Source organism: Nostoc linckia z4, from assembly GCF_002608075.1.
GTDB lineage: Bacteria > Cyanobacteriota > Cyanobacteriia > Cyanobacteriales > Nostocaceae > Nostoc > Nostoc linckia.
In genome coordinates, this window is sequence record NZ_LAHA01000012.1 from 85281 (window position 1) to 98032 (window position 12752).

General features: G+C 42.6%; 10 protein-coding genes and 2 pseudogenes. 7 read left to right on the plus strand and 5 right to left on the minus strand.

Features of this window, described 5'->3' with window-relative positions:
* The first annotated feature begins 538 nt into the window (after nucleotides 1-538).
* From VF06_RS12860 to VF06_RS12865, 3 genes and pseudogenes are all read left to right on the plus strand, one after another.
* Nucleotides 539-1384 (plus strand): slr1353 family protein, encoded by an 846-nt coding sequence (locus tag VF06_RS12860; RefSeq protein ID WP_503423056.1) that lies wholly within the window; start codon nucleotides 539-541, stop codon nucleotides 1382-1384.
* Nucleotides 1385-1609: 225 nt separating this feature from the next.
* Nucleotides 1610-1774 (plus strand): annotated as a pseudogene (locus VF06_RS43665) (slr1353 family protein); the annotation flags it as partial.
* 216 nt (nucleotides 1775-1990) lie between these two features.
* A pseudogene (locus tag VF06_RS12865) lies at nucleotides 1991-2173 on the plus strand (slr1353 family protein); the annotation flags it as partial.
* Between the two features lie 143 nt (nucleotides 2174-2316).
* Here VF06_RS12865 and clpP read toward each other — a convergent pair.
* Nucleotides 2317-2922: an ATP-dependent Clp endopeptidase proteolytic subunit ClpP gene (gene clpP, locus VF06_RS12870; RefSeq protein WP_099067901.1), complete on the minus strand. Its 606-nt coding sequence runs from the start codon at nucleotides 2920-2922 to the stop codon at nucleotides 2317-2319.
* Between the two features lie 503 nt (nucleotides 2923-3425).
* On the opposite strand from clpP, the gene VF06_RS39135 reads away from it, so the two are divergent.
* The 3 genes from VF06_RS39135 (at nucleotide 3426) to VF06_RS12880 (ending at nucleotide 6755) form a co-directional block, all read left to right on the plus strand.
* Nucleotides 3426-3617, plus strand: coding sequence for a QAALIT motif small membrane protein (locus VF06_RS39135; protein ID WP_143863117.1), 192 nt, complete (start codon nucleotides 3426-3428; stop codon nucleotides 3615-3617).
* A 350-nt stretch (nucleotides 3618-3967) separates the two neighbouring features.
* Complete coding sequence (locus tag VF06_RS12875) at nucleotides 3968-6025, plus strand: thioredoxin domain-containing protein (RefSeq protein WP_099067902.1); 2058 nt, start codon at nucleotides 3968-3970, stop codon at nucleotides 6023-6025.
* Between the two features lie 37 nt (nucleotides 6026-6062).
* Nucleotides 6063-6755 carry a molybdenum cofactor guanylyltransferase gene (locus VF06_RS12880; RefSeq protein ID WP_099067903.1) on the plus strand — a complete coding sequence of 231 codons (693 nt, stop codon included), beginning with the start codon at nucleotides 6063-6065 and terminating at the stop codon, nucleotides 6753-6755.
* Nucleotides 6756-6986: 231 nt separating this feature from the next.
* Here the strand turns inward: VF06_RS12880 and VF06_RS12885 are convergent, their stop codons facing one another.
* Nucleotides 6987-8486, minus strand: a complete 1500-nt coding sequence (locus VF06_RS12885; RefSeq protein ID WP_099067904.1) for a family 10 glycosylhydrolase — start codon at nucleotides 8484-8486, stop codon at nucleotides 6987-6989.
* Nucleotides 8487-9458: 972 nt separating this feature from the next.
* Nucleotides 9459-9857 (minus strand): photosystem II protein Psb27, encoded by a 399-nt coding sequence (gene psb27 / locus VF06_RS12890; RefSeq protein WP_099067905.1) that lies wholly within the window; start codon nucleotides 9855-9857, stop codon nucleotides 9459-9461.
* An 86-nt stretch (nucleotides 9858-9943) separates the two neighbouring features.
* On the opposite strand from psb27, the gene VF06_RS12895 reads away from it, so the two are divergent.
* Nucleotides 9944-10168 carry a hypothetical protein gene (locus tag VF06_RS12895; RefSeq protein WP_099067906.1) on the plus strand — a complete coding sequence of 75 codons (225 nt, stop codon included), beginning with the start codon at nucleotides 9944-9946 and terminating at the stop codon, nucleotides 10166-10168.
* Here VF06_RS12895 and cofH read toward each other — a convergent pair.
* Together cofH and VF06_RS12905 are read right to left on the minus strand one after the other, a co-directional pair.
* The gene (cofH, locus tag VF06_RS12900; protein ID WP_099067907.1) at nucleotides 10121-11257 is read right to left on the minus strand and encodes a 7,8-didemethyl-8-hydroxy-5-deazariboflavin synthase subunit CofH; all 1137 of its coding nucleotides are present in this window, start codon (nucleotides 11255-11257) and stop codon (nucleotides 10121-10123) included. The two genes, VF06_RS12895 and cofH, sit on opposite strands and share 48 nt — an antisense overlap.
* 296 nt (nucleotides 11258-11553) lie before the next feature.
* Nucleotides 11554-12723 (minus strand): hypothetical protein, encoded by a 1170-nt coding sequence (locus VF06_RS12905; protein ID WP_099067908.1) that lies wholly within the window; start codon nucleotides 12721-12723, stop codon nucleotides 11554-11556.
* Between the last annotated feature and the right edge of the window lie 29 nt (nucleotides 12724-12752).

A 12752-nucleotide genomic window follows, 5' to 3' on the forward strand; every position in this document is an offset into this window, starting at 1 on the left:
AACTCTCCATGCTGCCCAAAGCGCTATGCGGGGGAGCCACTAACAGTACGTAGGGGTCTCCCCAAGTAGAGCAAGTGGCGTGGAGACCACAGGTGTTTGATTGTCTAGATTGAAGGTAATTTTACGCCATTAGACTCTGATTTTTAACTAGGAGGAACTGCTAGTAAACCCAATTTTTCCACACGTAGAATCGGTAACAATTAGGCGAGCAGCTTAATAAGCAGTGAGGGCGAACCTTATCTTCATTATTGTAGATTTAGAGCGCACTTCCAGAAAATAGTTATACACATTAAGTTGGGTAAATAGTATAGCATTACAGACAAAACTACCCAGGTAAGTTGACACCACCCAAAAATTTCCTCAAAAAACAGGTACTGCTACAATTGGGACACAGGGCGAAGCAACAATATTACTTCAGGGCATTGGGCATGGGGAGTGCTGAGTTAGGAGTTAGGAGTTAGGAGTTAAAAGTTAAGAACAAAAGTTATTCTTCCCCTACTCCCTCATCTCCCTCATCTCCCCATCTCCCCATCTCCCCATCCCCCCATCTCCCTATTCCCCCCAAATTTTTCAAGGAAAATTTATTGTTCGGGTAAGCGTACAACTTGAAGGTATAACCCGTGCTACGGGTATGGCAGCAGCAGAAACAATAGAAGCAGCAGAAGACCAAGCCAGAACCAGGGCATTGACGGTTTTGGGAATTACTGATGCACCACAAGAATCAATTTCTCAAACACAATCAAATGCTTCCTCGAACACCAAAGTGAGTGAGTCTAGTTATTCCTCAACAAAAAATGAGGATTTTGTTGCTCCCCAGTGGTCAAGTGTCAGCAACAAAGAAATATCTACACCATCCTCTAAACAAAGGAATATCAAACTAGAGCCAGTAACAAACGAAAATTTAGATCTGCCAACGGCTAGCAGCAGAATCGAGCCGATACCTGACACGCCAAACACAAGCGAGACTTATAGCCAAGATTTAGGTCGAGAGTTTGCTTTGACTGCTAACCGACAACTAGAATTCGATTCGCCAGCTGAAAATTTGGAAATGGTATCTGGTCAGCAGGCAGAAAATCCCAGCTTTCCAGGAATTTCTGCCAGTAATGTCACACCATTTACACCCCGGAATTATAGCCCTCAAGAAGATGCAGTTCCGCAAATCAGTACAGGAAAGAGAAGGAAAAAAGCTGAACCTGTAGATTTATCTGATGTTATTGCCAAAACAGATGTGGAACTTCAGCGTTTAGGCTGGACACCAGAACAGGGACGGGAGCATTTAATTAAAACTTACGGCAAGCGGGGGCGGACTTTGCTGACTGAAGAAGAATTACACGGATTTCTCCAATATCTCCAATCTCAGCCAGACCCGCTAGCGGGATTTTAGTTAATAGTCATTGGTCATTAGTCTTTTGTCATTTGTGATTTGTAAGGACTAATGGCAAAAGACACAGGCTCAGGACTTACGCAAAAATAACGTAATTCGGTCATTACGAGCGATAGGGAAGTAATCCCCCCTGACGCTGGGATTGCCTCCCTACACTCCGTTTCGGTCGCAATGACAATATCGGCGTTGCGTAAGTCCTAAGGCTATTGAAATACGAATTAAGGTATGGAACCTTTTAATTTCTCTAAAGTAATAGCTCAAACAGATGTCGAACTTCAGCGGTTAGGCTGGACAACAGACCAGGGGCGGGAACATCTGATTAAAACTTATGGGAAGCGATCGCGTTTGTTGCTGACCGAAGTAGAATTACTAGACTTTCTCCAATACCTTGCATCTCAACCTACACTAGCATTAAACGAAGTTCTATCCGATGAAGTAGAATACTCCAACTATTTGGAGCCAGAATCTGAAGAGTTCCAAGATTTCTCTACATTCTGGGAAGAATCAGAAAATATTTGTTTGGAACTAGAATACGAAGAGTTACAAGATTTCTCTACATTCTGGGAAGAATCAGACAATCTAATCTCTAGAATGTCTTCTGAGGGTTTATCTCAGGTAATAACTAAGACTGATGTTGAAATGCACCGCTTAGGCTGGACACAAGAACAGGGACGGCAGCACCTCATTAAAACCTACGGCAAGCGAGGACGTTTTTTGCTGACTGATGAGGAATTATACGAATTTCTCAAATACCTCCAATCTCAGCCAGAAGACCCATTAGACATCTAGTGAAATTAATTCTGCGTTACCCAAAACTCTTGTAGAGACGTAGCATTGCTACGTCTCTACATTGATTTTAATCAGATGTCTATTAGCTGGATTTTAGGATAGTTATGAGTGCTGAGTGGAAATTCTGCTCAGCACTCAGCACTTTACACTAGGGCTACTGGACGGCTACCAGCAGCGTGGCGGTCGATTACTTGGTCAATCAAGCCATATTCTTTAGCTTCTTCTGGCGACATAAAAAAGTCGCGTTCGGTATCTTCAGCAATACGCTCAATTGGTTGACCAGTATGTTCGGCTAAATAGTCGTTGAGCCGCCGCTTGTGGTAGAGAATTTCCCGCGCCTGAATTTCAATGTCAGTTGCTTGTCCTTGAGCGCCACCCAGAGGTTGATGAATCATAATTCGAGAATGAGGTAGACTCATCCGCTTACCCTTAGCACCAGCACTGAGGAGGAAAGCACCCATACTTGCCGCTAATCCGGTACAAATAGTACAGACATCAGGGCGAATTTGTTTCATAGTATCAAAAATACCCATACCAGCCGTTACCGAACCACCGGGAGAATTGATATACATATAAATGTCTTTCTCCGGGTCTTCAGCATCCAAATACAGCAGTTGGGCGACAATCAAGTTAGCCAGATTATTGTCAACTTGTTGTCCCAAAAAAATGATGCGCTCACGCAACAGCCGTGAGTAGATGTCAAAGGCGCGTTCACCTCGACCCGATTGTTCAATAACGATAGGAATCATGAGTAAGCGTGTTTGTGGCTATATTAAGTACATTTTATCGATGAGAACAGGAAATTGGAGTTTATCCCTCCTATTCTCTGGGAGATAGAAAATAGAATTCTAGCCCTTGGAATCTTCAGTTGCACTCAGGGCACTTTTTATTCGCAAAAGCGGTCTTTAAAAATGTCCCTGCTCAGGGAATAACAATCAAACAACTCCAACTATGACCAAAGTCATATCTCAACTTTTTCTCTATGACTTTGGTTATATAGTGATTTGGCTTCCTTGGGAAATTCTATGAAATGAAAGTAACATTTTAAACATTTTTTCAGAATTCCCCTCGCCATTTCTCAAATTATTTTTGTTAGATTCGGTAAATCGATACTACGAGGTGTATTTAGAATAACCAGTCCTTAGGGAACTCTAAAAAATAAAGTATTCCGGTTAAAGCGTTGACAGTTCACAGTCAACAGTCAACAGCGAACAATTTTCTATGGAATATTTTTTGACTTGGAAGTCCCTTATTGAAAGGCTATCCATCTAGAGAGAGACGTGCCATGCGGGAAAAACTTCTACAAGCCGCCATTATCACCTTCTTGCTCCACCTGATAGCAGGACTTAGCTCAAATACCATAGCTCAGACAAAAACAGCATCACCTGTGCCGGAAACGCCAACAAATATCATCGTGAGTCTGTTATTACGTACTTTTGAGTAAAAATAATTTAAAAATTGCACAAATGTAGGTGATATTCAAAACTTACACTAGTAGTTCGCTTGGCTCTTTAAAGGGGAAAGGGTAAAGGGGAAAGGGTAAGGGGGAAAGGTTTTAAATCCCTTACCCATTAAAGAGCCTTCATCCAGCATTTTTGGGTTGACAGACTACTAGTAGTTCGCTTTTGTGATAGCGGGATAAAGGGGAAAGGGGAAAGGTTTTAAATCCCTTACCCTTTTCCTTTTAACCTTTACCCAACCTCCAACTAACATTTTTGGGTTGGCAGACTATTAGACGAACATTCCTAGCAACAGGGTAGACTGAGCAAAGAAGGCAACTATTTGCATTTGATTATGACTAATCGTCTTGCTGAAGCTAAGAGCCTATACCTCCGGAAACACGCCGAAAACCCGATTGATTGGTGGCCTTGGTGTGACGAAGCACTTGCAACTGCAAAAGCGCAAGATAAACCAATTTTTCTCTCCATTGGTTACTCTAGTTGCCACTGGTGTACTGTTATGGAAGGGGAGGCTTTTTCTGATGTTGCGATCGCCAACTACATGAATGCCAACTTTCTTCCCATTAAGGTAGACCGAGAAGAAAGACCAGACCTCGATAGCATCTACATGCAGGCTCTACAAATGATGAGCGGTCAAGGCGGTTGGCCTTTAAATGTCTTTCTTTCTCCTGAGGATTTAGTGCCGTTTTATGCTGGTACTTATTTTCCTGTAGACCAACGCTATGGTCGTCCCGGATTTTTACAAGTTTTACAAGCACTACGTCGTTATTACGATACAGAAAAAAAAGATTTACAACAACGCAAAGCCATTATTATCGAGTCGCTGCTCACGTCTGCGGTGTTGCAAGATGCTACAACTAATGAGCTACAAGACCATGAATTACTCCGACAAGGTTGGGAAACCAGCACGGGCATAATTACTCCTAATCAAACTGGCAATAGTTTTCCCATGATTCCCTATGCAGAATTAGCACTGCGGGGAACTCGATTCAATTTTGAATCTCGGTATGATGGCAAGGAAGTTTGTACCCAACGAGGACTAGATCTAGCACTGGGAGGGATTTACGACCATGTAGGCGGTGGGTTTCATCGCTATACTGTAGACCCGACTTGGACAGTACCCCACTTTGAAAAGATGCTCTATGATAATGGGCAAATTGTCGAATATCTAGCTGGTTTATGGAGTGCAGGCATAAAAGAGCCAGCTTTTGAAAGGGCGATCGCTGGTACTATAAAATGGCTGAAACGAGAAATGACCTCGCCTGAAGGTTACTTCTATGCGGCTCAAGATGCCGACAGTTTCACCGAACCCACTGCTGTGGAACCAGAGGAAGGAGCTTTTTACGTCTGGAGTTACAGCGAATTACAACAACTGTTAACCTCTGAAGAACTCACGGAATTAGAACAACAGTTTACCGTAACCCCTAACGGCAACTTTGAAGGTAAGAATGTTTTGCAAAGACGCCATACCGGGCAACTGAGTGCAACACTGGAAACAGCACTGAGTAAATTGTTTGCAGTCCGCTACGGCACTAGCCCTGAATCACTAGACATTTTCCCCCCTGCTCGCAACAATCAAGAAGCTAAAACCACTAACTGGCCAGGACGCATTCCCTCGGTAACAGATACGAAAATGATTGTCGCCTGGAATAGCTTGATGATTTCTGGTTTAGCTAGGGCTGCGGCGGTATTCCAACAACCGCCATACCTGGAACTAGCAGCACAAGCGGCAAATTTCATTTTAGATAATCAGTTTGTTGATGGGCGCTTCCAGCGACTCAACTACCAAGGAGAACCAACGGTTTTAGCCCAGTCTGAAGACTACGCCTTTTTTATTAAAGCTCTTTTGGATTTACAAGCTTCCAACCCTGAGCATCAACAATGGTTAGAAAAAGCCATCGCTATCCAAGATGAATTTAATGAATTCCTTTGGAGTGTAGAGTTAGGTGGTTATTATAACGCATCAAGTGATGCAAGTCAAGATTTAATTGTGCGCGAGCGCAGTTACGCCGATAATGCCACAGCATCAGCCAATGGAGTGGCGATCGCTAACCTTGTGCGTCTAGCACTACTCAGTGATAATCTACATTATTTAGATTTAGCAGAACAAGGTTTAAAAGCTTTCAAAAGCGTCATGCATCGCGCTCCCCAAGCATGTCCAAGCTTGTTTACAGCTTTGGATTGGTATCGGAATTCAACGTTGATTCGCAGCACAACAGAGCAAATAAACTCTTTGATCCCCGACTTTCTACCAAGTGCTGTGTTTACTGCGGTATCTGATTTACCAGAGGGAAGCGTTGGTTTAGTTTGCCAAGGTTTAAAGTGCCTTGCACCAGCAGAAAGTGTAGAAAAGTTATTGCAGCAAGTCCAGCAAAGCCAGAATCGGGGATGATGGGCATAGGGCAATTGGATAGAGAGGTGATTGGAGAATGGCGACCCGCAAACAATTAACCGCAATTGTGTTAGCTGGTGGTAAGAGTTCTCGCATGGGTCAGGATAAAGCCTTGATTCCCATTCAAGGAGTGCCCTTGTTACAGCAGGTTTGTGAGATTGCTAAAGGCTGTGCTGATAGCGTTTATATAGTTACTCCCTGGCCAGAACGCTATCGAGACTTGCTTTTGCCTGCTTGTGAGTTTATTCGGGAACTGCCTTTGCCACAACAGGATACGGGGACACAGGGACAACAGGACACAGAAAATTATTTAAGAACTTCACCGCCTCTTGGAGTCCCCACCTCTTCTTCTTTCCCCGCGTCTTCACCCTCTCTCCACACACACGGCCCTTTAGTTGGTTTTGCCCAAGGACTAGCCCAAGTACAAACAGGATGGGTGTTATTACTGGCTTGCGATTTGCCGAGATTGCGGGTTGAAGTTTTGCAAGAATGGTCAACTACACTTGATAGTATCGCAGATAATAAAATCGCCGCTTTAGCTCATCATCCCAAAGGCTGGGAACCGTTGTGTGGTTTTTATCGCCGTCGCTGTTTGCCGCAACTGTTGGATTTTATCAACCAAGGGGGGCGATCCTTTCAAGAGTGGTTGCGACAATATCCTGTGGAAGTTTTGCCGCTACCAGAACCAGAAATGCTGTTTAACTGTAATACACCAGAGGACTTGGCTTGAATTGAGAATTCAGGAGTCAGGAGTCAGAATTCAGAATTAATCAGTCGGAGTTACAATTCTCGACTGATTAAAGACGACCAAACTGAAAATTAGATCGGGTCTCAAACTCGCTCAATTCATCCGCCAGTGGTACGGAATCAATTCTGACTCCTGACTCCTAAATTCTGACTCCTGAATTCTGACTCCTGAATTCTGACTCCTGAATTCTGACTCCTGAGTTCTGAATTCTACTTAGCGATTACGACAAAATTTGCGATCGCTATCATTTTGAGGATACTGCCAAGAATAGGCAAAATGGCTAACTCCCTTGACTTGAGAGCTAAATTGTCGGAGTGCTTGCATTTGCACTTCTAGTGGGGGACGATTACTAATAGGTTTTCCCCACTGACCAGCTAAAGCAGGGATTATTTGTGTACCCGGTTTTGCCATACTCAAAACTCGCTGCACTTGGGACACGATACAACTGGCATTACCGCAAGTTGCATAAGACATGGGATGCCATTCTAGTGTCGTGGGGAATCTATCCCAAGGTTGCAAACGGGAATCATAGCCTTGTCCTACAGTTTGGTTTCCATCAGGGAAAAACACCACTCCTGTGGGAATACCTTGCTGTTTTGCTGGATAGCTGGCAATGGTGACAAAATCTAAAATTCCTTGCATGGCGTGGGCAACAGCGAGTTGCCACAATTCCCATTGTAAAAGTGGTTGTCTATCGGTTGCAGGCTGAATTGATTTTTCGGCTGGTGGGGGAATGCGTCCTTGCCAAAGGGGTTCGCCTTCTTGAGGATAAAGTTTATCAACTTCCACCACATCTCCAGCGGTGACATATCCCTTGCTCAAAAAGCGGCGAATTAAGTCCAGCCCTTTGTAATTCTGTGCCCGTTTAAATAAAGCTTCTTGAATTGCGGGAGTAAATAGCCATAAATCTGAAACTTTGGTGGCGATGGAATCACTTCCTGCTTGTCGGGGATAGCGCACGTAGTCCAATAACAAACCATCTGGACGACGGCGCAAAACTTCCTGTACTAATTTATAGTAGTCGCGTTTTGCATCAAGGTTGTAAGGGTCGATGAATACTTGAGAGCTATTGTCTACAACATATAAGCTTGTTTGACCTTTACCATTACGAGCGATCGCAGCTTCTCTATCTTTTCGCTGGGCGTAAGTATAGCCGAAATTTGTGGTAAACATCCACGCGTAAACCTTCAAACCCCGTTGTCGAGCTTTTTTAATGGCTAGAGATAGTAAATCGACGTTTTCTGCTCCTGGGGTACGAATCACAGAAGGCCAAACCGTCGGGTTAGCAATTGCTGGCAATAACACTTGCCCGTCGTAAAATACTTCTAAATAAACTTGGTTATACCCACCGTTAACAATCCGATCCATAACCAGATCGATTGTTCCTGGCTGAACATCACAGGGATACAAGCGCAACCAAAGGGCTTGGATTTGTGGCCATGTCCGAGTACGGCACTCGCGTAATTCCTGTGCTTGTTGTTGTAATATTTTTTGATATCGAGCCTGGGCATTTTCATTGCCTTTGAGGGCTGACAAACGCAAGTTTTCTTTTTCTTGCGCCGCCGTTGGTGATAACTGACAATACTGGTTTACTTGCGCTCTTGCTGGTTGGCTCCCAAAGCCAGAAAGTAATGAGCTACTACCGAAAACAACAGCGAACACGCGTCGCCAAAATAACTGCGATCTTGCAACATTCAAAGGACGATTCAACATACTTAGTAGTAGATGGACACAAAAATCAATTACTCCAACTCAAATGGCTATAAGCAACTTGTATCAAATTATATAGTTGAGTAAACGGAGTTTGAAAACGTACTTTTTCAAGACGGGCAAAAATCTATTTCTGTTGCTGTATTTTTTTGTAAACATATAAATACATCAACTGGAATATATAGCAATCCTATTTCAGTTGTGAACAATATCGGTGTTAAATGTTGACTGTTGACTGTTAAGAGTCAACAACCCTAATAGGTAATATAGCAAGGGACTGGGGACTGGTCACTGGGTCAAAAGTCTTTTGATGTCTGAGTTTTCTCGTCTGTTAATGTCCTAACCACCAAGGCTTGTGCTATGTTTCACAAATTATTTGGGATTGCTAGAGAACATATAAAAAAGAGGGAAAAGGAGGAATTTTCACTTGTTCTTTAACCTTTACTGCTTTCCCTTGATTGCAATAATTTTCTATCGATATAAAATCAAGTTTACCCTGGTATTGCATAGACTCTACCTATGCCCTAGTGATTGAAAATAGACTTATATCAATGGGATTTATAAAAAATTTATACTGTAATTTATACTTAATATTTTTCTTAAAGTATTAAAATATGTGCTTTTAAATTTTTCTTTATAAACAGGACTTACGCAAAATAGGAAAAATCTAGACGCAGAGGGGCTTGTCGCAGACTACCGCAAAGAACACATTCGCCCTTCGCGTAGCGTCTACGTCAGCAGAAGGGTAGAAAAAGAGTTTGAGAAAATTTTTGCATAAGTGCTAGTAAAGTTGAAAAATTTCTCAACTAGTATGAATTAGTTTAGTATAAAATTTTCAATTTTGAATTCCGATTGAGATTCAAGTTGAAAACTTAGTCGAGAGTGGAGTCGGAGTGTCTCCAACTCCACTCAAGATTGAAGAATCAAAACTTGAGACTGCTGACTCTTAATCATGGAATAGTTAATAGTTAAGAGTTAACCGCCACGTTTGAGTGCTGATTCTACCTGCTGTAACTCTTTCTCCAAGCGAGTTTTGAGTTTTTCGGGTACGGGACGATTAGGATAAGAACTGTAGTGTCCAGCCAGGGAGTTGAGGGCTGTTCGCATAGTTGTAAAAGAGCCAAGGCCAGAAACAGAGTTAGCTCGTTGGTAACGAGCTGAAAAGTCATTTATTTTTTGACGCGCTTCTGCTTGAATTGCTGCTTTGTCTGGTGAATCTGGTGATAAATTAATGGCCTGTCTCATGATGTTAACCACAGACAAAGTGTCTTGGCGATAATCACCAGTCAAACTATCTGGACTGCCAGAACAACCCATCAAGCCGATAGATACAACCAAAACAAGTGCAAGCAGACGCGACCAATAGCGCTTCATATGCATTAACTAAAAGAATACGTAAATCAACGTCCATCGTATCCTGGATTGGTATCTTGGGGATCAATTTTAGTGGGGAATGGGGAATGGGTAATGGGGCATGGGGCATGGGGCATGGGGAATGGGGAATGGGGCATGGGGCATGGGGCATGGGGCATGGGGAATGGGGAATGGGGATGAGGAGAATAATTACTCTGTCAACAGTCAACAGTCAACACCTCCAATGCCCAATGCCCAATGCCCAATGCCCAATGCCCAATGCCCTACGCCCTTTGATAAAGAGTATCCCGTTGTTGGTAAGGTCGTCTTAAGGAAGCTATCGCACTTTGTAATGTTTCTACTTCCATGCATGTACCGCCTAAGGCTCCTGCCATTGTGGTAATGTGTTCTTCCATTAAGGTGCCGCCGATATCGTTACAACCCCAAACTAAGGCTTCTGTTGCACCGGCAAGTCCCAGTTTTACCCAACTCTGTTGATGGTTGGGAATCCAATTTCCTAAGTAAATCCGAGCTACAGCACCTAATAGCAGTGCATCTTGTAAGATGGGTTGGTCGCGTCCGACACGACGACGTAGGGGTTTTGGTGCTTCTTGCCCGACGAAGGGTAATAAAATAAACTCTGTAATCCGTGCTGGATATTGTTGTTCGATGGCTATTTTTTGCAGCGATCGCAGTTTTTCTAAATGCCCAATTTGCTGTTCGTGGCTTTCGATATGCCCAGATAACATCGTACTGGTGGTATGCAAGCCTAGTTTATGAGCTGTACTAATAATTTCTAACCATGTGGCTGTATCAATTTTTTCTGGGCAAAGTATCCGTCTCACTGTATCATCTAATACTTCTGCGGCTGTTCCTGGCATTGAACCAACACCAGCATCTCGCAAAGCAGCAATGACATCAGCGTATTGCAGTCCGTCAAGTCTGGCGATAAATTGCACTTCCTGGGGGGAGAAAGCGTGTAGATGTATGTGGGGAAATTCTTGTTTGATGGTTTCTACGAGTTTCAGGTAATATGGCAAAGATTTGCCGTTGATTTGTGCTTGTGGATTTAATCCCCCCTGCATACAAATTTCGGTTGCACCCCGTTGCACTGCATCTGCGGCCTTTTCCAAAATTTGTGTCCAATCTAACCAATATGCGCCTGCGTCCCCATCATCTCGACGAAAGGCACAAAAGCTACAGTGTTGCTCGCAAATATTAGTAAAGTTGATATTACGATTTATTACGTAGGTAACTGTATCACCCGCTTGTGCGTGACGTAGAGTATCAGATGTGGTACGTATTGCAGCGATCGCCTCTGGTTCGGTTTGTTGTAACAATACCACTCCCTCTTCGGGAGATACATCGTACCCCATCAAGGCACGCTCAAGAATTTTTTCAACTGCAATTTTTGTCACCATTATTTGATTATAATTTTGAGATTATAATTTCTAGGGTAGGCTGCCAAAATATTAGCCAGCGTTAATATAGCAATCCTGTTTGATTGATGAGAATTTTGGTGTTGACTGTCATTGGTCATTTGTCCTTGGCTATGTCTCACAAATGATTGAGGATTGCTGTATATTTAATTTTAATTATTTGTGCATTATTTATAGTTTATATAAATAAAAAAATAGTGTGGTTTTTTCACCACAACTATTTTCACATGTTGATGCACATTTTTATATTGATAATCTCCAGCCAAGCAGTGATATGGCTAATTTGTCCTTGGTTTTGGTGTTCGTCGATGCTGGATTAGCAATCCAATGCCCATACCAATACCGACGATGGCAGTAAAGTAGAATAAACCGATCAATCTGATATAAATTGGTGGTGCGATCGCTTCGACTTCAATTTCTTGTGCTACTTTGATTGGTGTAAATTCACGGCTAGATCCTGAGTTGGGAGTTGCTTCTATCTCAACTTTATGAGGCGCACCGTCAAAAAATTGCTCTTGCCATATTAACTTACCTTCTTGGTCGCTAAATCCTTTGTAGGCAAAGACTGTTAAATTATCTTCAAGAGCGATGGCTTTCACCTGCAATGTGACATCTTTGATTGGTTGTCCTGTGGTAGTGTCCTTCACTTGTAAGCCTAAATTTGCAAGTTTACCCACAGTGGCCTTTTTATCTCCCTGAACTTGGATTTCTAATCCTTGGGATTTTTGAGATGATGGTGCGATGGCTTCAGTATTGCTGGAGTGGTGTCCACTGCCATGAGCTTCGGCTACCTCTGCACTAATATTGATAAATAATAAAGCTACTATCGCTATTACTATTAAACTACTTAATAAAAGGCGCACTGATTGGGGAGCAATTTCTCCTTGTTGTAGTTCTTGTTGTCCCCCAATAACCCAACCACCCAACAATCCAACTGCTAATAAAATAGCTGCTGTAACGACAAAATATTTATATTTAATTGGATTTTCTCGGACATTAAGATTTAAAGTTTGCTCGTAGGGAGCAAAGGTATTTGCTACCAAAGGTGACACTTTTACCAGTAATTCATATTTTCCCCTAATCGGTAACATCTGCTGAATTTCTAGTTTTCCGTCAGGTGCAACAGCATTCATTTGCAATAGCTTTGTACCTTCAACAATTGGAAAATCTGTTGTTAACCAAGGAGTAGATGGTGGTGTCAAAATTTCTAAGTTAATTTTGGCATTTTCTAAAGATTTACCCGCAGCATCTACCGCTTGTAGTGTCATGGTGACAGGAGATTGATGTCTTTCTGTTCCGGCTTCAAAGGGAAGAATACTTTCTAAAGGTGGGTTGGTGGAAAGTATCACTCTGGAACTAGGAGTTTGAGAATTTCCTACTAAGGAATAAAGAATTGACAAAGTAATACAAACAGCACCGATAACTCCAAATAATCGATATTTTTTCATAAAAACTCACATTGGCATTTGATGAGCCG